Annotated in this window: 19 protein-coding genes; 6 read left to right on the top strand and 13 right to left on the bottom strand. The window is 64.5% G+C overall.

Annotation, left to right across the window (positions count from 1 at the left end):
• Window positions 1-10: 10 nt before the first annotated feature.
• From HUV48_RS08615 to HUV48_RS08605, 3 genes are read right to left on the bottom strand one after another with little or no spacing between them, the layout of a single operon-like run.
• Window positions 11-943 (bottom strand): Gfo/Idh/MocA family protein, encoded by a 933-nt coding sequence (locus HUV48_RS08615; protein WP_176267413.1) that lies wholly within the window; start codon window positions 941-943, stop codon window positions 11-13.
• Window positions 940-1,929, bottom strand: a complete 990-nt coding sequence (gene araD1 / locus HUV48_RS08610) for an AraD1 family protein (RefSeq protein WP_176267412.1) — start codon at window positions 1,927-1,929, stop codon at window positions 940-942. Before araD1 ends, HUV48_RS08615 begins: the two co-directional genes overlap by 4 nt.
• Window positions 1,930-1,942: 13 nt before the next feature.
• On the bottom strand, window positions 1,943-2,944 hold the full coding sequence (locus tag HUV48_RS08605; RefSeq protein ID WP_176267411.1) for a family 43 glycosylhydrolase: 1,002 nt from the start codon (window positions 2,942-2,944) through the stop codon (window positions 1,943-1,945).
• Between the two features lie 149 nt (window positions 2,945-3,093).
• Between HUV48_RS08605 and HUV48_RS08600 the strand changes: the two genes are divergently transcribed.
• Entirely contained in the window at window positions 3,094-3,867 is a 774-nt protein-coding gene (locus tag HUV48_RS08600; protein WP_176267410.1) for a FadR/GntR family transcriptional regulator, read from the top strand.
• Between the two features lie 5 nt (window positions 3,868-3,872).
• Here HUV48_RS08600 and HUV48_RS08595 read toward each other — a convergent pair whose 3' ends face one another.
• Both HUV48_RS08595 and HUV48_RS08590 read right to left on the bottom strand, forming a co-directional pair.
• Window positions 3,873-4,967 carry an alpha/beta hydrolase gene (locus HUV48_RS08595; protein WP_176267409.1) on the bottom strand — a complete coding sequence of 365 codons (1,095 nt, stop codon included), beginning with the start codon at window positions 4,965-4,967 and terminating at the stop codon, window positions 3,873-3,875.
• A 25-nt stretch (window positions 4,968-4,992) separates the two neighbouring features.
• Entirely contained in the window at window positions 4,993-6,777 is a 1,785-nt protein-coding gene (locus HUV48_RS08590; protein WP_176267408.1) for an IlvD/Edd family dehydratase, read from the bottom strand.
• A 101-nt stretch (window positions 6,778-6,878) separates the two neighbouring features.
• Between HUV48_RS08590 and HUV48_RS08585 the strand changes: the two genes are divergently transcribed.
• Window positions 6,879-8,195: a sugar MFS transporter gene (locus HUV48_RS08585; RefSeq protein ID WP_176267407.1), complete on the top strand. Its 1,317-nt coding sequence runs from the start codon at window positions 6,879-6,881 to the stop codon at window positions 8,193-8,195.
• A 58-nt stretch (window positions 8,196-8,253) separates the two neighbouring features.
• Here HUV48_RS08585 and HUV48_RS08580 read toward each other — a convergent pair whose 3' ends face one another.
• Window positions 8,254-9,033, bottom strand: a complete 780-nt coding sequence (locus tag HUV48_RS08580; protein WP_176267406.1) for a hypothetical protein — start codon at window positions 9,031-9,033, stop codon at window positions 8,254-8,256.
• A 102-nt stretch (window positions 9,034-9,135) separates the two neighbouring features.
• On the opposite strand from HUV48_RS08580, the gene HUV48_RS08575 reads away from it, so the two are divergent.
• On the top strand, window positions 9,136-10,236 hold the full coding sequence (locus HUV48_RS08575; RefSeq protein ID WP_176267405.1) for a glycosyltransferase: 1,101 nt from the start codon (window positions 9,136-9,138) through the stop codon (window positions 10,234-10,236).
• Here HUV48_RS08575 and HUV48_RS08570 read toward each other — a convergent pair.
• A complete protein-coding gene (locus HUV48_RS08570) occupies window positions 10,229-11,122 on the bottom strand; it encodes a glycosyltransferase (RefSeq protein ID WP_176267404.1) in 894 nt (297 codons plus the stop codon). The genes HUV48_RS08575 and HUV48_RS08570 overlap by 8 nt on opposite strands.
• Window positions 11,119-13,161 carry an HAD-IIB family hydrolase gene (locus HUV48_RS08565; protein WP_176267403.1) on the bottom strand — a complete coding sequence of 681 codons (2,043 nt, stop codon included), beginning with the start codon at window positions 13,159-13,161 and terminating at the stop codon, window positions 11,119-11,121. Before HUV48_RS08565 ends, HUV48_RS08570 begins: the two co-directional genes overlap by 4 nt.
• Window positions 13,162-13,241: 80 nt before the next feature.
• Between HUV48_RS08565 and HUV48_RS14510 the strand changes: the two genes are divergently transcribed.
• A complete protein-coding gene (locus HUV48_RS14510; RefSeq protein WP_318656074.1) occupies window positions 13,242-14,321 on the top strand; it encodes a glycosyltransferase family 4 protein in 1,080 nt (359 codons plus the stop codon).
• On the opposite strand, the gene HUV48_RS08555 is transcribed toward HUV48_RS14510, so the two are convergent.
• Window positions 14,258-15,019, bottom strand: coding sequence for a Crp/Fnr family transcriptional regulator (locus HUV48_RS08555; RefSeq protein ID WP_176267402.1), 762 nt, complete (start codon window positions 15,017-15,019; stop codon window positions 14,258-14,260). The two genes, HUV48_RS14510 and HUV48_RS08555, sit on opposite strands and share 64 nt — an antisense overlap.
• 90 nt (window positions 15,020-15,109) lie before the next feature.
• The gene (locus HUV48_RS08550) at window positions 15,110-16,333 is read right to left on the bottom strand and encodes an MFS transporter (protein ID WP_176267401.1); all 1,224 of its coding nucleotides are present in this window, start codon (window positions 16,331-16,333) and stop codon (window positions 15,110-15,112) included.
• A gap of 92 nt (window positions 16,334-16,425) precedes the next feature.
• On the opposite strand from HUV48_RS08550, the gene HUV48_RS08545 reads away from it, so the two are divergent.
• Complete coding sequence (locus HUV48_RS08545) at window positions 16,426-16,764, top strand: tRNA-binding protein (protein WP_176267400.1); 339 nt, start codon at window positions 16,426-16,428, stop codon at window positions 16,762-16,764.
• A gap of 30 nt (window positions 16,765-16,794) precedes the next feature.
• Here HUV48_RS08545 and HUV48_RS08540 read toward each other — a convergent pair whose 3' ends face one another.
• Entirely contained in the window at window positions 16,795-18,492 is a 1,698-nt protein-coding gene (locus HUV48_RS08540; RefSeq protein WP_176267399.1) for a BCCT family transporter, read from the bottom strand.
• Between the two features lie 138 nt (window positions 18,493-18,630).
• Complete coding sequence (locus HUV48_RS08535; protein ID WP_176267398.1) at window positions 18,631-21,057, bottom strand: DUF305 domain-containing protein; 2,427 nt, start codon at window positions 21,055-21,057, stop codon at window positions 18,631-18,633.
• Between the two features lie 167 nt (window positions 21,058-21,224).
• Here HUV48_RS08535 and HUV48_RS08530 point away from each other — a divergent pair, with 167 nt between their 5' ends.
• Window positions 21,225-22,106 (top strand): LOG family protein, encoded by an 882-nt coding sequence (locus tag HUV48_RS08530; protein WP_176267397.1) that lies wholly within the window; start codon window positions 21,225-21,227, stop codon window positions 22,104-22,106.
• A 3-nt stretch (window positions 22,107-22,109) separates the two neighbouring features.
• Here the strand turns inward: HUV48_RS08530 and thiD are convergent, their stop codons facing one another.
• Window positions 22,110-22,919: a bifunctional hydroxymethylpyrimidine kinase/phosphomethylpyrimidine kinase gene (thiD, locus tag HUV48_RS08525; protein ID WP_176267396.1), complete on the bottom strand. Its 810-nt coding sequence runs from the start codon at window positions 22,917-22,919 to the stop codon at window positions 22,110-22,112.
• Between the last annotated feature and the right edge of the window lies 1 nt (window position 22,920).

The raw sequence follows: 22,920 nt of genomic DNA, 5'->3' as shown, positions 1-22,920 counted from the left end.
GAGCGGCCGGCTATTCTACGAACGGCTCGACTTCGCGCCGTTCGCCGATCGCGAGCGCTATCTCGACCAAGGCGAGCGGCGTCAGGTCCACATCGCTTTGACCCTGTCTGACGAGTTCTGCGAAGCGAGCGTAAAGCGCCGGATATTCGGCATCCTCGCCCTCTAGTTCGCCCTCAGGCGTGCGAAGGCGGCTACCGCCCATGGAAAGCAGCATTGCGCCTTCGTCAGTATCTACCGCGATATCCCATGTCTGCTCGCCGGTCTGCAGGAAATCCATGTCCAGCGAGACTGGCAGGCCGTCCTCGCCCTCCATCGTGACGTTACCGGCAATGGGCGCGGCGCAGTTCGCGGGGATGTCGAGCCGCGCGCCGGTCACGGTGAGCGAACCGGGCAGGATTACCGAGACGATGGAGAACGCGTTTATCGCCGGGTCGAAGACCCCGAACCCGCCCTCTTCGAAGATCCACTTCTGGCCCGGATGCCATACGCGAACGTCTTCGCGCCACGTGATCGCAACCGAGTTGATCTCTTGGCCTTCGAGCCACCGGCGCGCTGATTCGACAGCATAAGCCTCGCGCGAATGCCACGCGGCGAAGAGCGATTGCCTCTGCTTCTCGGCCAGACGGATCAGCTCTTCCGCTTCCGCGACGGTCGCGGCAGGCGGCTTTTCCAGCATGACGTGGAAGCCGCGTTCCAGCGCTTCGCTCGCAAGAGCAGCCCGGTACTTCGGAGGCGTGCAGATGGCCGCAGCGTCGACCGCGATACCGCTAGCCGCAAGCGCGTCGAAGTCGCTGAAAAGTGGTGCACCTTCCGCGTCTTCGGCAAACGGATCGATTACCGCTACCAGTTCGAAATCTGAGGAAGCTCCAATCGCAGGAAGGTGCTGGTCGCGGGCGATCTTGCCCAGTCCGACGACCGCAATACGGATCGGCGCTTCGCTCAAAGTGCAGCGACTCTCACTGGTGTTTCCGCTGCCTCGTCAACGCGCAGCGTATTGCGCAGCGGCAGAGCGAACGGCGGCGCAGAAATCTCGAACCTGTCGTCTTCGCGCGTCTGGATGTCGTCGGCGAAGCTGGCGGTCGACGTGCCGAAGAAGTGGACGTGCACATCGCCCGGCTGCCGGAAGACCGCGTATTTGAAGTGATGATGCTCAAGATTGGCGACCGTATGCGCCATGTTCGCTTCGCCCGTCAGGAACGGCTTTTCCCATAGCGTCGCATCGTTCCGCACGATCCGCGCGGTCCCGCGTATGTCCTGCGGAAGCGCGCCGGTCAGCAGTTCAGCGCCCAGCGATGCCTGCCGCAGTTTCGAATGCGCCAGCCAAAGGTAATTGTGCTTTTCCGTCACATGGTCCGAATATTCGTTGGCGAGACAGAAGCCGAGCCGGTGCGGCGTACCGTCCGGACCGATCAGGTAAATACCGGCGATCTCCGGCTCTTCCCCACCGTCTTTGGCGTAGGAAGGCCGGTCGAGCGCGCCTTCGGTACCGACGAGGTTGTGACCGCTGCCCTTGTAGAACCATTCGGGCTGCTGACCGACGGCCCCGTCCGCGGGCTTCCCGCCTTCGAGCCCTTCCAGAAACATCCGCATGGAATCGGTCGCATCACCGCTCGCCGCCGCCTTATGCATCCGGTCGCGCCCTTCCGCACTGCCCAGATGGGTAAGGCCGGTCCCAGTCAGAAAGAGGTGCGCGGGGTCGGAATGGTCGATAGCTGGCAAGAGGCGGCCCGCCGCAAGTTCCGCTTCGACATCGACTGCTTCGCCGAGTTCGGCATCGCTTACCGCTTCGGCCAGCGTCTTGCCTGCCTCGATAGCCGCCTGCGCCAGTTCACGCGTCGTCGCGAAGCCGTGTACCACGCGGTGTTCTTCCTCAATCTTCGCCACAACCTGCCGCGCCCCTGCGGCGGTTCGTTGCTGCAACAATATCATGGCCGAATTGTCCCTAACCCTCGTCCAGCAGTCCGCGAGCCGCTTGCTCGACCGGCAGGATCAGTCCTTTCTCGTCGAACCGCATCCGCTCGACGGCAACCGCGCGCCGACCGATCGCGCCCTGCTGATCACCAACCGACAGCGTTCCGACATGGTAGAAGAGATACCATTCACCTTTGAACTCGGCGATGCCCGGATGGATCGTGAAACTGTTCGCGGCCGTTCCGGTAATTTCGCCGCGCCATGTCCACGGCCCCTCGATCGAGGGCGCGGTCGCGTAGGAGATGCGTTCGTCCTCGCTGATCGCCTTGTCCATTGAGGCATAGGCCAGATAGTACAGATCGCCGCGCTTGAAGATCCACGGACCTTCCTCGAAATCGGGCAGGTCGATCTGCCGGATCGGCCCCGAGAAGCTGACCATGTCGTCCGCGAGCGGCGCAATGTAGCAATTTGCATTGCCCCAAATCAGCCAGCTCTGTCCGTCCTCCTCGGTCCAGACGGTCGGATCGATGTCGTCCCAGTGATGCGGACCGTCGGTATCCTCGTTTCGCACGAGCGGCTTGCCGAGCGCATCGCGGAACGGACCGAGCGGGTTGTCGGCCACCGCGACGCCGATGGCCTTGCCGTGCGAGCCCTGCTCCTCGTCATGTTCGACGGCGGTGTAGAACCAGTACCTGCCGTTCTTTTCATGAACCTGACTCGCCCAGGCGTCGCGCGAGACCCAGCTGAAGTCGGTCGGCTGCATGACCGGCCCGTGCGCAGTCCACTCGCGCATGTCGGTGGTCGAATAGGCGAGCCATTCGGTGATGTTGAACATCTGGTCGCCGCGCGCCTCGTCGTGACCGACGTAGAGATACAACCGGTCGCCCACGACCAGCGGCGCAGGGTCCGCCGTATAGCGGTCCCGGACAATCGGGTTGCCGTCGTACGTGAATGTCGAAGCCGCTGGCGGCGGCGGTGTCTGGGCCGCACAACCTGCGAGAAGCGGCGCGGCGAGGAGAAAGGCTAAACGCATATCTCTTGTTTAGTCCTACAAATCGAAGTGTCAAAGCTTCGCTTTCATTCTCGGGCGCTCGGTTCGCCCCGCGGCCCGGTTGACCTTGCGCCGCGCTTGGCGAATACCGGGATGGTAGCCGACAAGCGGCGATAAGAAGGTGGGTGAGAGTGGCGGGAACGAGCGGCAAGGGAAAGCCCGATCATCAGCGGCCGCTGGTCGACACGCCGAAGGGATCGGGCCGGAGGCTGCGCGGCGTCCTGCTCGATTTTCTCGGCGAACGGATTGTGACCGGCGAAGTCGCTCCGGGCGAAACTCTGCCGGGCGAAGTCGAAACCGCCGAAAAGCTCGACATATCACGTGGCGCCTACCGCGAGGCGGTGAAGATGCTTGCGGCGAAGGGGCTCGTCGAAAGCCGTCCGAAAACCGGGACCCGAGTGCTCGAACGGGTGCGCTGGAACCTGCTCGATCCCGAAGTCATGCGCTGGGCGTTTGCCGGTCGGCCGGATGCAGGTCTCGTCCGGGACCTGTTCGAGATGCGCGCCGCGGTCGAGCCATCCGTGGCGCGCCTTGCAGCGAAGCGGCGCAGCGACGCGCAGGTCGAGCGGATGCGGCAGGCGCTCGCTACCATGTCGGAAGCGGGCCTCACCCACGAGATTGGGCGCGATGCCGACCGGATGTTCCACGAGACATTGCTGGCAGCTACCGGCAACCAGGTGATGATGACGCTCAGCGCCAGCATCAGCGCAGCCGTCGCCTACACCACCATCTTCAAAAGCCGCGCAGGCGGGTTCCGGCGCGATCCGGTGCCCGATCACCTGCGTGTCTTTGAAGCGGTTGCGGCGCAGGACGAGGAAGCCGCCGCGGGCGCGATGCGCGAGCTACTCGACCTTGCCTATGACGATACCCAGCACGCGCTGGCCGATCACGCTGCGAAGGCCTGAAACGATCAGTCCTGCTCGTCGGAAGGGCAAATCAGGTTCTTGCCGAAGAAAGGCAGCACATGGTCTTGCATACGAAATGCGAGCCGGTTGGTATGATCGCCCTCGTAGATCGTGAACTTGTGGTCGATGCCATATTCGGTCAGGGCCGCGTCCATCGCCTTCGAATGGTCCAGCAGCCTGTCCTCGTCGCCCACGTCCATGCCGATGGCGCGGTAGGACTTGAGGCCGGGAATATACTGGTCGATGAAGGCGAGCGGTGCGTTAGCGGTGAATTTCGCCAGTATCTCGGGCCGCGCGTTTCCTTCCGCGTCGAACGGAAAGTCGAGAAAGAGCGGAGCGTTGTTCGGATTGGGAGCGAAGGCCGCCGACATCGCGAGCGGTCCGCGCGCTTCGTTGGGAAGATCCGCAAGCTGGTCCACGCTTTCGATCGCGTGGAGACGGGCGGCTAGCGCCGGCTCGATCTCAAACATCGGGCCCGGCTTCAATCCGCCGGGGCTCATCAGGTACAGCGCGCCGAAGGTGTCCGCGTGCTTGATGCCGATCCGCGCGGCGCCGTAGCCGCCCATCGAATGGCCCACGAGGCCGCGGCTCTCGCGTTCGGGCACGGTCCGGTAATTCGCGTCGATGTAGGGGACGAGTTCGTCCGCGACGAAACTCTCGAAGTCGCCCACCGTAACACCGCTCGCATATTGCGAGCCGCGATGCCGCGTCTTGCTGCTAGGCAGGACGATAATCATTTCCGGCGTGCCTTTTGCGAACGCACCTTCCGCGGTTTGCGGCATGTGGATTTCGCCCATCCATTGCTGCGCATCGATCCAGAAGCCGTGGAGCGCGTAGACGACGGGATAGCGGCGGTCTGGCTCGCTGGCGTAGCTTGGAGGAAGCACGACAAACACTTCGCGGTCAGCCGGATTGCCTTCGAGATTGCCTGCGATTGCGTCCGAATACACGCTGATTGTCTCGACCTTTGTGGGCAAGGCACCGGCAACCCGTTCGGGTGCATCGGTCGCGACCTGCGCGCTTACGGCGGCGGGAAGCGCAGTAACGGCCAGTGCTGCTAATGCCGCCTTGAACCACGCCGATATTCGTCCGCTTTTCATTCGCATGTCCTCTGGCTGGCAATTCTCAGTGATTGTCGCGCGGCAGGCCCTTGGTAGCCGCGATCCGGCGGTATTTCTCCGCCCCTTCGAGGATCGCGCCGCTGTCGAGTTGCCCGACCAGCGCCCGCTGCACCTCCTGCCAAGGGGTCTGCGATTCCGGATAGGCATAACCGCCGTTTGCCTCGAGCGCCTCGCGCCGGGCGGCAAGTTCGTCCTCGCCGATCAGCAGCGTCACTTGCCGCGCCTTGAGATCGATCCGCAGCCGGTCGCCGCTTTCCACTAGTGCCAGCGGGCCATTAGCAGCCGCTTCGGGCGAGGCGTTGAGGATGGAGGGACTTGCCGACGTGCCGGACTGCCGCCCGTCGCCGATGCACGGCAGCGCGCGAACCCCGTCGCGCAGCAGGTATGCCGGCGCGCGCATGTTCACCACTTCCGCTGCGCCGGGATAGCCGATCGGCCCGGCGCCGCGCATTATAAGCATATGGCGATCGGTTATGCCGAGCGCGGGATCGTCGATCCGCGCGTGGTAATCCTCCGGACCGTCGAACACTACGACCGGCCCTTCGAAAGCGTCGGGATCGTCCGGGTCGGACAGGTAGCGATTGCGGAATTCGTCGCCGATGACGCTCGTCTTCATGATCGCGGCATCGAACAGATTGCCGCAAAGCACGAGGAAGCCCGCATCCTTCACGAGCGGATTGTCGAATGAGCGGATGACCGCCGCATCCTCGATCTCGGCATCGCGGCAATTATCGCCGATCGTGCGGCCGTTCACCGTCATCGCGCTTTCGCGGATCAGGCCCTGGCGCATCAACTCGCCGACGACTGCCGGAACCCCTCCGGCGCGAAAGAAATCCTCGCCCAGATATTCGCCCGCCGGCTGAAGGTTTACGAGCAGCGGCACGGCATGGCCGAACTCTTCCCAATCCTTCAGCGACAGCTCGACACCGACGTGCCGCGCCAGTGCGGCCAAGTGGATCGGCGCATTGGTCGAGCCGCCGAGCGCGGAACTCGCGACGATGGCGTTCAGGAAGCTGTCGCGGGTCATGATGTCGGAGGGCTTGAGGTCCTCGTCCACCATTTCGACTATACGCTTGCCGGTCAGGTAGGCCGCCTCCTGCCGGTCACGGTGCGGCGCGGGAATGGTCGCCGTTCCGGGCAGCATCATGCCGAGCACTTCGGCAAGCGAGTTCATCGTCGTCGCCGTGCCCATAGTGTTGCAATAGCCTGTCGAGGGGGCACTGCTGGCGACCAGCTTGATGAAGCCCTCGTCGTCGATCTCCCCCGCAGCCAGCATTTCGCGCGCTTTCCACACGATCGTGCCCGAGCCCGTGCGCTCGCCCTTATGCCAGCCGTTGAGCATCGGCCCGACCGAGAGCGCGATTGACGGAATATCGACCGTCGCCGCCGCCATCAGGCAGGCGGGCGTCGTCTTGTCGCAGCCGGTCGTCAGCACCACGCCGTCGAGCGGGTAGCCATAGATCAGCTCGACCAGCGCCATGTAAGCGAGGTTCCGGTCAAGCGCTGCGGTCGGGCGCTTGCCGGTTTCCTGTATGGGATGGACTGGAAATTCGAGTGCGATACCCCCTGCCTCTCGAATGCCTTCACGAATGCGTTCGGCCAGCACCAGGTGATGGCGATTGCACGGCGACAAGTCGCTGCCGGTCTGCGCGATCCCGATGATCGGCTTGCCGCTGCGCAATTCGGTGAGGCTAAGGCCGAAGTTCAGATACCGCTCCAGATAAAGGGCGGTCATGTCGATGTTGTCGGGATTGTCGAACCAGGCGCGGCTGCGCAGTTTGCGTGTCATGACGCGTCTTGAAACCTTGTCGTTTGCGGAAGCGGACTTGCGTCAAATCAAATAGTCCGACAAATACGGTGATTGCAAGCAGGGTTTCTTGGGAGAGAAGCATGGCCGTAGCGCCGCAGCAGAATATTACCGCCGGAACCGGGACTGATAAGTCGTTCAATTACAAGCCGGCGCTGGCGCTTCTGGCGAGCCTCTTCTTCATGTGGGGCTTCATCACCGTCATCAACGGAACGCTGCTCCCGCATCTCAGGAGCGTGTTCGACCTCAGCTATACGCAGACTACCCTGATCGAGAGCGTGTGGTTCATCGCCTACGGGGTGATGGGCATGCCCTCGGCCTTTCTGATCGAACGGACCGGTTACAAGAAGGCGATCATCATCGGTCTGTCGGTCATGGCGCTCGGCGCCCTCTGCATGGTGCCCGCTGCGCAGCTTCCCTCCTACGGCGTGACGCTGTTCGCGCTGTTCGTGATCGCGAGTGGCATCACCCTGCTTCAAGTCGCGGCGAACCCCTATGTCGCGGTCATCGGGCCGCCCGAAAGCAGCGAATCGCGCCTGACGCTGGTGCAGGCGTTCAACTCGCTCGGCACGTTCCTCGCGCCCTATTTCGGCGGTTACCTGATCTTGAGCCGAACGATCGGCGGCACCTCGCTCGAAGGGACCGAACTCACGCAGGCGCAGCGGCTCGCCGACGCGCAGGCGACGGAGCTTCCCTATATCCTAGTAGCAGTAGTGCTCGTCATAATCGCCGCGGTCATCTGGCGCTCCAACCTACCGCAGCTAGGCTCCGCCACCAGCAGGGTCGCGCGCGAAGAGCGCAAGAAGCTGTCGCTGTGGAGCCACCGTAACCTCGTCTTCGGGGTGCCGGCGATCTTCATCTACCTGATCGCGGAAATCGGCGTGGCGAACCTGTTCATCAACTTCGCCATCCTGCCGGAAATCGCTGCGATCACCCCGGCAGAGGCGGCCGATTATCTCGCGCTGATGTGGGGCGGCATGATGGTGGGCCGGTTCGCGGGCAGCTTCATTTTGCGCAAGTTCCCCGCGGACAAAACGCTCGCGGCCTTCGCGTCCTTCGCCATGCTGGTGATGATCGGCGCTGCTACCCTGCAGGGACCGGCAGCGATGTGGTGCCTGATCCTTGTCGGGCTGGGCCATTCGATCATGTTCCCCGCGATCTTCGCGATGGGCATCCGCGGTCTCGGCCCGTTGACGGAGGAAGGTTCCGGCCTGCTGATCACCGCCATCGCGGGCGGTGCGCTCGTCGTAGTGCAGGGCTGGCTCGCCGACCTGTACGGCCTGCAGAACAGCTTCTGGCTGACGGTAGCCTGCGAGATCTACGTGCTGTGGTATGCGATCTGGGGCTCGAAACCCAAACAGACCCTAGAGGCAGCCGAGGCGTCCACAACGGGGGCCTAAGCGCATCGAGACGCCCACAAACCTCCGCCGAGCGAGAACAAGCGAGCGCATCGTTCGATCAGGCCTCGCGTCGCACCTTGCCAGCCGGGACCGGCAGCCCGAAAAGCTGCTCGATCGCCGGGTCCGCATGTTCGGCGACGTGGAGGGTATCGTTGTGGGAAAGTTCGGGATACCGCTCGAACACGAACGTCTTGATGCCCTGTCCCTTGTAGGTGGCGACCGGCACGAATTCGCCTCTACGCTCTGCCCCGGTCGCTTCGGCGACCCGGCGGACGACTTCCTCGGGGTCAGTGAGAAGCTCGCTGTGCGACAGCAGCATATGCCCCGCAGCGCGCTTACTGGTACTGCGCCAGTTGCGCAGCTTCGCAGCCCGCATGGCGACCGGATTGGCGAAAGGACGCTGCGTGCGCGGACAAAGCTCTTCTGCGATGGGCATACCGAACTTGGGGTGCGCCTCGTCGATGCCCCAGAAATCCGTATCCCACTGCGTGCGCCACGGCGCGCGGATGAAGTCGGCAAAATCGAGCGATTTCAGTTCGGGATGGGCGTGCCACGGGCGCCGATGCAGGCTGCGCAGCCACTGACCGACCTCGCGCGCGATCACGATGACGAAGACATCGTCCGCAAACTCGCGCGTTTCGGGCACGAGCCAGTGCTTGAACCCGAATTCCTCGGTGAACGTAAGCGTATCGAAATTGGCTTCTATGAGGCGGATGAGCGCATTCGTGCCGCTGCACCTTTGGCCGTAGACCTGGAAGCGGTTAAACTGACTTACGCTCAAAGACTTCTCCATCATTGCCCGCCGCCCAGTATCGGCCCATTCCTTCAATATCCGCATGATATTTGTTAGTTCCGGGCAACAAGCCCATATGCGAAACGTCCATCGCACGGCTGCCATCAGACACCGCCGACCGAGCGAAAACTGCCGAGGACCGAAAATTTGAGCAAACCGATCGTTTTCTTCGCGCACCACCAGGGGCGCGGCCATGCCAACCGGATCATGGCGATCCTCGACCATTTGCCGGAAACCCGCCCGGTCACGATCCTTACCGCAGCGCCGCAGCAGTTCGACGAGCGCTCGCGCGAGGCGGATCTGGTCCAGCTTCCCAACATGATCGGCGCGCCTTCGCGCAGCGGCGCGCTGCACGACCAGCCGACCCCCGAACTGCTCCACTGCGTTCCCCTCGGCGTCGAGGAAATGCGCCGCCACATGGGCATAATCGCAGAGACCTTGCGCGATGCCGACCCGGCGCTGTTCGTGGTCGATGTCTCGGCCGAGATTGCGCTGCTCTCGCGCATCATGAGCGTTCCGGCAGTGACCATCCGCATGCACGGGGACCGCGGCGACCTCGCCCATCTCGCCGGCTACGAGGCCTGCGTCGCCATGCTCGCGCCGTTCGACGAGGCGATCGAGCAGGACAGCTACCCCGACAGCCTGCGTGCACGCACCTTCTACACCGGCGGGCTATGCACGACCAACGCGCCGCTGCTGGAGAAAGCGGAGGCGCGCGAGCGGCTCGGGCTGTCGCAGGACCGGCCGATCACCCTCACCATCGCGGGCGGCGGCGGCTCGGGCACGCCTTATGCGCCGCTGACCGTCGCGGCACGCGCCGAGCCGGATACGCTGTGGCTGGTCGCCGGACCCGTCCACCGGGAAGGGCACGAGACCGACTTCGGCAATCTTACCGAACTCGGCTGGACCGACAAGCTGACCGAATATCTCTGCGCCGCCGACCGCGTCATCGCGTCCGCGGGCGACAACACCGTTCACGAGATAGCCCGCGCGGGAAAGCCGTTCCTGTGCATTCCCGAATGGCGCTATTTCGACGAACAGCAGGCGAAGGCGCGCGAACTGGCGCGGGTCGGCGCGGCGGTCTACCGCGAGACGTGGCCCGCTTCGATCCCGGAATGGCAGCGCGCCCTGGCGGAGACGGACGCGCTCGATACCGCCCGGCTCGCGGCGCTGCACGACGAGGACGCTGCCCGGAAGGCAGCGGAATGGCTCGAAGGCCTAGCCCGCGATCTATGGGCGGTCAGCTGAAGAGAACGTCGTCGCCCTGCCGGGTTTCCGCGATTTCGCTTTCCGTGGGGCGGCGCACGATCGCAAGCTCCGCATCGTTCCGGCGAACGTGCCCGCGCCGCTCGAAATCGTCGAGCCAGTATTCCATGCACCATTTGCCCCAGATGCTCCGGTAGAGCCGGGCATTGCGGACGATGCTGTCGAAATGCTGCAGCGGCGGCTTGTGGACTTGGTGGTGCTGGTGAAAACAGACGGTGCCGCCGATCCAGTACAGATGCGCGCCCGACTGCTTCAGGCGCTGAGCGAAGTCGGTCTCTTCCGCGCCGTAACCGATGAAGCGTTCGTCCATTCCGCCGGCCTTGGTCCAGCTTTCCTTCGCGAGGATGAAAGCGAGACCCCATAATTCGCCGAAGTCCTCGATCCCGGCGAGCGGGCAATCGGCGACGGGCGCCTTGCTGGGATGCCGCTGCCCGACCTGCGCCAGCCGCGCATAGTCCGGCTCGCCCGGACGCTCTGCGGAAAACCATCCGCGCTTGTTGCCGGGCAGGTAGCGCACTTCGGGCAGATAGACTCCGTCAGCGTCGTAGGTGGCCGCTTCGGCGGCGCGGCGCACGAATTCGGGATCGGGAATGCAGTCGACATCGAGAAAGGCGAGCACGTCGCCCTGCGCCGCCTCGGCTGCACGGTTGCGCGCGGCGGCCAGCGGCATCGGGTCCGCGTCTACCTTGACGAGGCGCACGGGAAAGCGGTTACCGTCAGGAACTCGCGGCGGCTCGGCCTGCATGTAGGATATGACCAGCTCGTCGGGCGGGACGACCTGCGCCGAAAGGCCCGCGACCAGATGATCGAGATGCGCCTGCCGTCCGCGAACGATCGTGAGAACCGAGACGGACCGGTAGCTGGTCACCAGCAGCCTGCCGCCTGATAGTGCTTCACCCCTTCGAGGATGCCGGCGGCGTAGGTTCCGCGCGCCATGTAGGCGTGCGACAGCGACGGGTCCTTGGTCAGCCCGTCGCTCGCATTGCCGACGACGATCGGGAAGGGGCAGGAACGCAGCATGGTAAGGTCGTTGCCGCTGTCGCCGGCGACGACCACACGTGACTGCGTCAAGTCCATCCGGTCCGCGACGTGCATGACGGCCGAACCCTTGCCCACTCCTTCGGGCAAGATGTCGAGATAACGGAGGTGGCTTGCTACGACGTCTACCGGAATATCCGCCTGCCGGAACGCGCGGCGCACAGCCTCCGGATCGCTTCCCTCGACGAAGTAGCTGGCCTTGCCGCTATGCTGTTCGAGCAGAGCTTGCGGGCGCAGGTCGAGCTTCTTCGCCAAGGCGCGAACTTCCGCGTCCTGCCAGCCGCTCTCCACGCGCTTGAGCCATGCCGCGTCCTCCACGAACCGGCGGTTCTCGCGGTCGTACCAGTGAATGCGCGTGCCGACGCTGCTGATGATGACGTCGGGCGTCGCCACGCCTTCGGAGGCAAGGATCGACTGCGCGCTGTGGAAGCTGCGGCCGGTCGCGATGCCGAGCGCGATGTGGTTCGCATGCTCCTGCTGCCAGACGAGAAATTCGCGCAAAGCCTCGCGGTCGCCGAGCAGCGTGTTGTCGATGTCGCAGACCAGCAGGCGGTCCCATTCTGGTGCGGGATCGGGTTCGGTCGTCACTTCGCGCACGAGCCGGTGGTACAGCTTGCAATGCGCCTTCCAATCGTAGGCGGACACGGCTTCCACGCCTGCCGCGGCGTAGCGTATCCACTTTCGCCGGTCGGTCACGATCTCTCGGCAGGCACGGGCAATCGCACCCGCATCGCGCGGAGAAACGAGCTCGCCGTTGTGGCACCGCTCGACAATGTCGTTGGGGCCGCCGCTGTCGGTAGCGACGACGGGTAGGCGCGACGCCGCCGCTTCGAGCAGGGTCAGGCCGAAGGGCTCGTTCAGAGCCGGGTTGACGAACACGCCGCCGCTTTCGCGGGCGAGCGCGTAGTAAGCCGGAATGTCGGCAGGAACATGGTTCTTCGGATAGGCGACCTTGCCGTAAAGGTCGTGCCGGTCGATGGCCGCGATCAGCTCTTCCATGACGTCGCGGCATTCGTCCTCGAGCGCCGCGATATTGCTGCGGCAACCGGCGACGATGACGAGGTTGGCGGCTTCCTGCAGCGCCGCGTCGCTCGCATAAGCCTCGACGAGGCCGAGCAGGTTCTTCTTGCGCACCGGCCGCGCAATCGCGAGCAGCATCGGCTTGGCCGGCTCGCGCAGGAATTGCGCCAGGTCGTCGCGCACTTTCTGGGTCGGTTTCGCGCTTTCGAAGCGGGTCAGGTCGCAGCCCGGCGGAAGAACGCGGATACGCCCGCTCTCGATATTCCCGTAATGGGCGTATTGCGCTTCGGCTTCGTCGCGCGAACTGGCGATGACGGCGTCGGCCTGTTCGAGGGCGCGTTCCTCGATGGCGATGCGTTTCTCGAGTTCCGCGTCGGCCTTGCCGTTCACCTCGCGCTTCACCGCGCCGAGCGAGTGACCGGTGAAGATATAGGGGATGCCCCGTTCTTCCTTGGCATGACGGGCAAGGATGCCCGCATCGGCGTAATGGGCGTGGATCAGGTCCGGCGCCCGCTCCAGCCCGTCAAGGTAGTCGAGAAAGGCCGCGCAAAGTTCGTCGTGGCGTTCGCGAAGACGTTCCTTGGGCAGATAGGAAGAATCGCCGTCGTCCAGCCGGATGACGCGAATCTTGCCGCTCTGCTCCGCGCACTGGGCTTCGAACCGCATGCCGAGCGACGCATCCGCGAACCCGCGCGTGACGATGTCCACCCGCTCCACCTTCGGGTCGTTCGCACTTGCGCAAGCCAGTTCGAGCAGAAAGGTGATGTGCCCGCCGGTGTCTGCATTAACTCCGTAAGGCACGTCCGATAAAGTAAGGCAGCCCTGCAGGGCGATATGGCAAACAAACATCGACGGACTCCTGGTGTGAAGCTATCGATGGTTGAGCGCGCCCGTAGTTCCTTAATATCAGGACAACAAATGTTTGCCACGTGCGAATAGCCCATATCGCTCCCGTCATTCACCCGGTTCCTCCCGCGACCTACGGCGGGACGGAGCGCGTCATTGCCGATCTTGCGACCGAGCAGGTTGCCGCGGGGCACGAGGTCGCGGTTTTCGCTCCCGCGGACAGCATGCTGGCCGGGGTGAAGCAGATCGGAACCTACCATTCGCTCACTTGGCACAAAGCTCGGCACGATGACGTGCCGCCCGGCGTGCCGGCCGAACTCGAAGCCTGCCAGCTGCGCGATGTGCTGACCCGCGGCTCCGAGTTCGACGTGCTGCACCTGCACGGCTCGGCCCATGCAAGCGCCGCGGCGGAGCAGCTCGGCATTCCGGCATTCCGCACGATTCACTGGCGGGCCGACGAGCTCGATCACCGCGAGCATTTCCGCGCCTTTCCGGGTGAGCGGGTTATCGCGATTTCGGAAAGCCAGGCCCGCTCGGTTCCCGCCGGAAGCCTAGCCGGGGTAGTGCATCACGGCATCCCGGCGGATCGCTACCGGCAGGGCAGCGGGAGCGGCAGCTATCTCGCCTTTCTAGGCCGGATGACGGACCAGAAGCGGCCCGACCGGGCGATCGAACTGGCCCGCCTGGCCGGCCGCGACCTCCAGCTTGCCGGACCCGTCGATCCGGGCAACCCGGACTATTTCGACCGGGTCGTCGCGCCAAGCCTCGGCGAGCGCATCCGCCACGTCGGCAGCATCGACGATCAGGGGAAGCAGGCGTTTCTCGGCGAAGCGGCGGCGCTCGTCTTCCCGATCGACTGGCCCGAGCCCTTCGGCCTCGTCATGATCGAGGCGATGGCCTGCGGAACTCCTGTCATCGGATGGCGCCAGGGCAGCGTTACCGAAGTCGTCGACGAAGGGGTTACCGGCATCGTGGTGGACAGCGTCGAGGAGGCAGCGGCGCGCGTCGGCGAAGTGATTACCCTAAACCGCAGCACGATCCGCGCCCGCTTCGAGGAGCGCTTCTCCGCCGGCCGCATGGCGGAGCAGACGCTGGCGCTCTACCGGGAGGCTTGCTCGTCCCGGTCCTCGAGGCTTTCGAGCGCAAGATCGCCGTCGCCGTAAAGATAGTCGCCGCGAAACTCGGCCAGCCGTTTCAATTCGGCCTCGTCGAGCACTTCGATCCGGCCTTCGCCGCTGAGTTCGAGAACGCCCCGCTCCTTCAGCGTGCGGAAGCTGCGATTGGCGTGGACCGAGGTGATGCCGCAGGCTTCAGCGTAATCGCGCTGGAGAAGCTGCAAGGGCAGGGTATGGCCGTCGTAGAGGTCGACGAACCGGTAGCGTTCGATGATCTCGCAGATGAGATGTGCAATGCGCCCCTCCGCGTTGAGGCGTCCGAGGCGGAAGATCCACTCGCGGTGCATGGCGGCGTCGAGCAGCGTCGAGAACCATAGCGCCCGTGCCAGATGGCCGGACTTCTCGACCAGTCCGGCAATCGCGGAATGCGGCACTTCGGCCAGCTTCACATCGCCGAGCGCAGTGGTCGAATGGTCGAGACGTTTCATGGGAAACCCGTGCAGATCCACGAAATCGCCGGGAATGTTGAGACCGACCAGCTGCCGCTCGCCGCCCCGGTCGTCGAGATGCCGCAGCACCACCCCTTCGATGATGTAGTAGGAATACTCGACCCGCTGGCCCCGCCGGACCAGCGTTTCGCGCGGCTGGATCGTCACGATGCGCGAAATGCAGTCTTCGAGCCACTGCTTCTCCTGCGTACCGAGTTCGTGACGCAGCCTGCCTTTCAGGAATAGCTTGGTATGCAACAGATCACTCCACCCGGTCTGAACTTGGTCGACGCTTCGAATTAACGCGTGTTAAAACCGCACAAACGACGCTGCGGCAACATCATTTTATCATTCTTCGCCGTTCGTATCGCTCGGCACGGCCAGCGCCGTCGTGCGCGGAAGCGACTGAAACGTCCCCTGTTCGTCTTCCGGCACGGCCTTGCTGGCGAAGATCCGCCACAAGCCGAAGGCCGTCGCCAACAGCGCGGTTCCGCCGATCGCCGCGAACAGGCCGGCAGGTCCGACCAGCAACATGACCGTGGAGGCGAGCAGCGGACCCGCTACCGCGCCGACCGAATAAAGGAGGACGAGGCCGCCGCTCGCGCCGACCCGTTCCTCGGGCCCGACATGGTCGTTGGTATGCGCGACGCAGAGCGGGTAGAGCGCGAAGCTCAGCCCTCCGAACAACGCGGCGAGCGGGAACAGCAGCGCCCGCATATCCGCCATCACGACCAGCGCTCCGCAGACGAGGGTCGCCGCGAACATGGTCGCGACCAGCACGAGGCGGCGGTCGAACCGGTCCGACAGCATGCCGAGCGGCCATTGCAGCAACACGCCTCCGCCGATCGCACAAGAGGTGAAGAATGCGACATCGGCGAGGCTCAGGCCCATACGGCGGACGAACACCGCGCCCAGCGCGTAGAAGGCGCCCAGCATCACGCCCGTGGCCGTAGTCCCCACCACCCCGAGCGGCGAGATTGCGTAGAGGCGCTTGATCGGCAGCGCCTTCAGATCCGCGATCGAGGGCTGCGCCGTCTTCGTCAGGACAACCGGAACCAGCGCGAGCGAGAGCAGGATGGCGGAGAACATGAACGGCAGCGCGGGGGCTTCGCGGCCGACGGTGAGCAGGAACTGCCCGAGCGCCTGGCCTAGGTAGAGCGCGACCATATAGGCGGCGAGCGCGGAACTGCGCGTCTTGCTGTCCGTCCGGTCGCCGAGCCAGCTTTCGAGGCACACGAAAATGCCGGCCATCGCGAACCCGTCGAGGAAGCGCAGGACCGTCCAGAAGCCGACGTCCTGCCACAGCGCATAGGAGAGGCTGCTGGCGGAAAAGACCGACACGAAGGCGGCGATCGAGCGAATATGGCCGACCTCGGACACCACCTTCCCGGCCCGCAGCGCGCCCAGCGTCAGTCCGGCAAAATAGGCGGTTCCGACGAGACCGATCAGCGGCGCTGCCGTGCCCGCCGTCTCCAGCCGCACCGCGATCAGGGTCGACAGGAAGCCGCTGCCAGCCATGATCATGAAGATGGCGAGCAGGATGGTGCGGATGTTGCCGATTGCGCCGATCATGGCGCGCCCATACCGCGGCACCGCCCGTTTCGCCACATTTACCCTACGGCAGCGCGTGGACAATCGTGCGGCGCGGCGCGTATGCCGCCCGGATGACCGATACGATTGCATTCGAGGATTTCCTCAAGGTGGACATTCGCTGCGGGACCATCATCGACGCGCAGCCCTTTCCCGAAGCCCGCCGACCGGCGATCAAGCTATGGGTCGATTTCGGCGAAGAGATCGGCGTCAGGAAAAGCAGCGCGCAGATCACCGATCTCTATACGCCGGAAGGATTGACGGGGCGGAAAGTCATGGCGGTGGTCAACTTCCCGCCGCGCCAGATCGGCCCCTTCATGTCCGAAGTGCTGGTACTGGGCTTTCCCGACGCGCAGGACCGGATCGTGCTGGCGTCGCCGGGCGAGGTGCCGAACGGGTCGCGTCTCGCCTAGCGGCCCGAGCGCGGCTTCATGGTCGCCGCGCTAGCGCCGCTCAACGTCCGCTTCGGCCAGCGCTTCCTCGCAGCCCGCTGCCGTGGTCGGGACGCCGTGCTTCTTGCGCAGCAGGTCGAACCAGACGGCCTTGACGATGGAGACGCCCATCAACGCCACGACGAAGGAGAACGGCAGTGCGCCGATGATCATCGTGATCCGGATCGCCTCGATCCCGCCGAGGATCAGCATGCTGCCCACGACGAATGCGAGCGCTGCGCCCCAGAACACGATGTGATACTGGCGCTGCCCCTCGGTCTCGCCCGCGCCGTTGATCGTGTTCACGATCAGGATCGCGCTGTCGGCGGAGGTCACGAGATAGGTCATCAATAGGACGACGATCAGCCCCGATACGGCCAGCGCGAAGCCTGGGTCGAGCAGGACCGCCAAGGTGGCGTAGAGCTGGTCCGAAATCCCGGCGCTCACGATGCTGCCGCCCGCCGCGCCGTTCAGTTCCAGCGCGATCGCCGTTCCTCCGGCGAGCGTCATCCAGATGAAGCATACGAGCGATGGGACGAGCACGACGCCGATGATGTATTCGCGGATGCTCCGCCCGCGGGAGATGCGCGCGATGAACATGCCGACGAAGGGCGAGAAGGCGATCCACCACGCCCAGTAGAAGACCGACCAGTCGAGCTGCCACTGGACGAGTTCCGCGCCGACCGGCCCCTCTTCGGAGAACAGGGTCAGAGAATTGGGTACGAGCGTGCTGATGTAATCGACGAGCCCCTGACCGAGCAGTTGCAGCCCGAACAGCCCGAAACCGGCAAAGGCGAACAGCGTGAGGAGCATGACGGAAAGGCCGAGATTGAGGTTCGAGAGCCACTTGATGCCCTTGCCGACGCCCGACAATGCGCTCAGCGTCGATGCGCCGACCAGCAGTACGAGCGCCGTGATCACCGCGATGATCGACGAGGAACCGTCGGCGTCGAGCAGCCAGTCGCCGAGGCCCAGCCGCGCCAGTCCGGCGACGAACTGCTCGACCCCCAGTCCCATGGTCACCGCGACACCGAGGATCGTCGCAACGACCGCGACGACATCGACGACGTGCCCCGCGAGCCCCGACATCGCCTTGCCGAACAGCGGCGCCAGCGCGGAGCGGATGGTGAGCGGCAGCCCGCGGCGGTAGGCGACGTAGCCGATCGCGAGGCCGACCAGCGCGTAGGTGCACCATGCGGCGAAACCCCAGTGCAGGAAGGTGTAGACATAGGCAGAGCGGACCGCCTCCGCACTGCGCGGCTCGACCAGTCCGCGGATGATTTCCGGATTGTTGTTGAAATGCGCGAGCGGCTCCCCGGTCGAATAGGTCAGCATCCCGATGCCGATCCCCGCGCCGAACAGCATGGCGAACCACGACAAGCTCCCGAACTCGGGCTTCTCGTCCGGGTTGCCGATCCTGAGCCGCCCAGTCTGCGGAACGACCGCGAGCACCGCACCAATCGTCATCAGCGCCGCGACCAGATAGACGTACCAGCCCGCGAAAGTCGCGATAATGGTCGAATTTGCGGCGGTCAGCGTCTCGCTGGCGCTTACCGGGAAGAAGATCGCCCACATGATGATCAGCGACACGATGATCTTCGCCGGGATCGTTACCGCGCGGCTGAAACCGTCGTAGAACCCCCGGTCGTGCGTGTTGATCGGAAGATCGACCAGCGGCGGTGCTATGAGACGGTTCTCGGGATCTGTCATGACAGGCGCGCTTTCGGTTTGCTCGGAAGCCCAAAAGTCGGCGAAGTCCGACCGGGAAAGGCTCTACATACGCATTAGCGCCGAGCAATCAAATCGCGCCGCCCGGCAGCGAGCGGCGAGAACCACTAGCAGCCAGTGTCAGGAAGCGCGTGCGAGCGCCTCCATCACGCCGACCAGAGCCGCGCCGCGCTCGGCATCGCGACCGGTAAGCCCGGCCACCATGCGCTTCGCTGCCGCAACCTCGCTCGCGGTCGGACCGCCGGGGCGCCCAAGCGCCGCACGCATGGCCGCAATGTCGCTCGCATTTGCCGCACCGCCCCGCTCAAGCTGGTCGAGATAGGCGAGGCCAACGACCGGCTGCGCAGGCCACGTCACCGGCAGCTGGCGCTGCGGGTTGAACGCTTCGCCGGTAGTCGCCAGCGAGGCTGCCGCAATCTCGTTCTCGGTCAGATACTCACTCGGCTCGAGGCTCAATACGTCGAGCCCGCGCGCGATTTCCGTGCCGTAGATCTTGCCGTCGTAGAAATAGGCCGACCAGTATCCGCCGAGCACCAACTGGTCCTCATCGATCGGCCCGCGGTCGAAATAGGCGATCTCTCGCGGGTTCTGGCTGTCGGTGAAGTCGAAGATCGACAGCCCGCCCTGATACCATGCCTGCACCATGATATCGCGGCCCGGTACGGGAACGATCGAGCCGTTGTGCGCGACGCAATTCTCCTTGTCGCCCTGCGGTGCAGGCAGCTTGTAGGTACCGCGCCGTTCAAGCTGGCCGCCCTCGATGTCGTAGATCGCGTCCGCACCCCAGGACATATCGTCATAGGCCCGGCAGCGCGCCCGCGCGCCCCCGCCCCATTCGTCGGTGAATAGCACCTTGGTGCCCTCGTTGTTGAAGGTCGCGGAATGCCAGTAGGCAAAACCGTCGTCGGTCACCGCATCGATCCGCTTGGGTTCGAGCGGCTCGGTAATGTCGAAGATGATCCCGTTGCCCGAACAGGCGCCCGCCGCGAGATTGGCGGTCGGGAAAACGGTGATGTCGTGGCACTGGTCGGTGCGGCGGCTGTCCTGCGTGCCCGCGCCGTGGTCGCCTCCGCGCCACAGGCCGGCGAGGTTGCCGCTTTCAGGATCGGCGAACACCGCCGGGCTCGACACGATGCGCGCGGCGGACGGATTGTCGACCGGAATCTCGATCACGTCGATGCGGAACAACGCGGTCCGCGAATCGCCCGGCACGTCGCCGACGCAGCCGGCCAGCTCCTCTTCGTCGCGCACGCTCGACGTGCCCGAGTTGTAGACCACGATGCGGCCGTTGTTGTTTTCGGGCAGCGTCACGACCGAATGCGTGTGCGAACCGCGGCAGGTCTGCACCTGACCGACCTGCATGGGACGGGTCACGTCCGAAATGTCGAAGATGCGCAGGCCGCGGAAGCGGTCTTCGCTGACGTCTTCCTCGATGCCCTGGATGCCGCAATCGACCCGGCCGCTCGTCTGTTCGACCGACATGATGAGGAGGTTGCCGACGACCGAGACGTCGCCCTGTCCGCCGGGGCAGACGACCGAAGACACGAGCTGCGGCTCGCCGCCTTCGGCCAGCCGGTAGATGTTGAAGCCGTGATAGTTGCCGGCCACCAGCATATCGCCGGAGAATGCCATGTCGGTATTGGCGAAGCTCAGGAACGAGCCGCGCTGACCGAAGTCGGGGCTACCCGCTTCGCGCTCTTCCCGTTCGGCTTCTGCGCTGTCCTCTTCCTCTTCATCGTCGCCGGATTCGATCAGCGGCTGCAGGCCTGCCGGATTGGCCGGATCGAAGAAACCGGCGGGCTTGGGCAGCGCGTGCTCCAGCGTCATGTTCCAGGCAGCCTGTCCGGCATCGCGGAAACCGGCGGCAAGGCTGGCCCGCTTGTCGGAGGAAAGCGTCGAAAGCCGCGCGTTCATCTTGTCGACTTCGGACACCTGATCGGCGCGCACCCCGTTCACGAACTCGAGCAGCACCGGATCGTAAGCCGAACCAGACTGTTCGAGCAGCCAGTCGACCATGTCGATCGCGCCGCGGTGATGCGCGATCATGAGTGTAAGGAACTTGCGCTCGAACGCTGTGCCCTGAAGGTTGGACAGTTCTTCGATATCGGCAGGCGTGGCCATTCCGGTCATGACGAGGCCGTCCGCCATGTGCATCGTGCCGCCGGCATGATGCGCCGCGTGCATGTCGGCTTCAAGCGGCTGGCCCCGGCTGCGCAGCCAGTCGCGCATGAATTCGATCTCGTCCATCTGCCCGGCCTCGATCCGCTCGGCCACGTCGGTCAGCACCGGGTTGTTGCTGCGGCCGTCGACGAGGTTGGAAAGCGTCAGCGCCTGCGCGTGATGCGGGATCATGTATTGCAGGAACTTCACGTCGGCGGGCGAATAGCGGCTTTCGGCAAGCTTCACCGCTTCGTCGCTGCTGATGGTGCGCGGCGCAGCGCCCGGCGCACCCGGCTGCACGATCGGCGCGTCCTGCGCGCTGGCAGCGGTAGCGAGCGCAGCAAGGGACGAACCGGCGAGAGCGAGGGCGAGGCGGCGAAATGTCATTGAGGGCGACTCCGGATTTCTGAAGGGCCGAACCTTGAACAGGCGCGGCGGTCTTTCGACTTGCTAATCAATGCGGACGCACATGGAAAGCGCCGTGTGCGAAGGCGGCCCGCCTTGCACGCTTGGTTGCAGCGCCCTAAGCGCAGCGTCCGATTACGGAGTTACGAATGACCAAGCCGACCGAACGCGACCTGAACGACCGACGCTTCTACAAGGCGGAGCAGGAAGCGAAATTCTCCGACGCGTTGCCGCACGAAACCCCGCAGACGCGGCATCCGGCATACAAACTGGCGTTCCAGGACGCCGATTTCCTGCTGCGCGACGAACTGCGGCCGGTGCGTTTCCAGCTGGAACTGCTGAAACCCGAAATGCTGCTCGAAGAAGCGGGCGTCGGCTCGACCTTCGTGATGTACGGCTCCGCCCGCATCCCGCCGCCCGAAGCCGCCGAAGCGGCACTCGAAGGCGCGAAGGATCTGCCCGACGAAGAGCGGCGCGTGGTCGAGAACCTCGTCAAGAAGTCGAAATACTACCAGGAAGCGCTCAATCTCGCCAAGCTGGTGAGCGAGAAATCGATCATCGAGGGCGGCAAGCGGCAGTTCGTGGTAACCTCCGGCGGCGGGCCGTCGATCATGGAAGCGGCCAACCGCGGCGCGTCCGAGGCGGGCGCGGAAAGCATCGGCCTCAACATCGTGTTGCCGCACGAACAGGCACCCAATCCCTATGTGACGCCCTACCTGTCGTTGAACTTCCATTATTTCGCGCTTCGCAAGATGCACTTCCTGCTGCGTGCGAAGGCGGTCGCGGTGTTTCCCGGCGGTTTCGGCACGTTCGACGAGTTCTTCGAGCTTCTGACCCTGATCCAGACCGGCAAGATGAAACCGATGCCGATCATGCTGTTCGGCAAGGAGTTCTGGAGCCGGGTGATCGATTTCGAAGCGCTCGCGGAGGAAGGCACGATCAACCGCGCCGATCTCGAACTGTTCGAATGGTGCGAGACTGCGGACGAGGCCTGGGCGCACGTCGCGAATTTCTACGACCTGAAACGCTAGGGCTCAGTCGAGGCTGCGCACCGCCTGATGGCCGAGCGGGCCTCCGCCCGCGCCGAAGCCGGGGGCGGCAAGGATCGCCTGCCGCACGAATTTGCGGGACAGGCGCACGGCGTTTTCCAGCGGCTGACCGTGCCCCAGAAGCGTCGCGATGGCGCTCGACAGGGTGCAGCCCGTTCCGTGGGTATGAGGCGTGTCGATGCGATAGTCGTCGAACGACGCCATGCGGCCGTGCGGATCGATCAGCAGATCGCGCAGCCGGGTGCCCTCACCGTGTCCGCCCTTAGCCAACACCGCGACATCGTGCCGGTCCGACAGCGCGTGCGCAGCCTCGGTGACCTGTTCAGGCGTGTCGCACTGCATTTCCGTCAATTCGGCAAGCTCGGGCAGGTTCGGCGTGACCAAAGTCGCGAGGTCCATTAGTTCGCGAAAGGCGGCGATCGTTTCCCCGTCAGCCAGCACCGCGCCGCTTGTCGCGACCATGACCGGATCGAAGACGACGGGCGTTCCGGGTTCGACAGTAAGAAGAACGTCCCACAGAGCGCGAGCCGTTTCAGGTCGACCGATCATTCCAATTTTTATGGCGTCGATACCGATGTCATTATCGCACGAGAAGAATTGCTGCTCCACAAACTCCGCGGGGACGGGATGTATCGCTTGCACCCCGCAGGTATTCTGCGCCGTAAGGCTCGTGACGACGCTCATTCCGTAGCCGCCGAGCATGGCGATCGTCTTGAGGTCCGCCTGAATCCCCGCCCCGCCGGAGGAATCGGACCCGGCGATCGTCAGGATGCGCGGCGGTTTGCGCTCGGACATT

The organism is Qipengyuania atrilutea (assembly GCF_013370205.1).
Classification (GTDB): Bacteria; Pseudomonadota; Alphaproteobacteria; order Sphingomonadales; family Sphingomonadaceae; genus Actirhodobacter; species Actirhodobacter atriluteus.
Note: the sequence above shows the minus strand (reverse complement) of the source record. Positions and strands in the feature narration are given on the sequence as shown.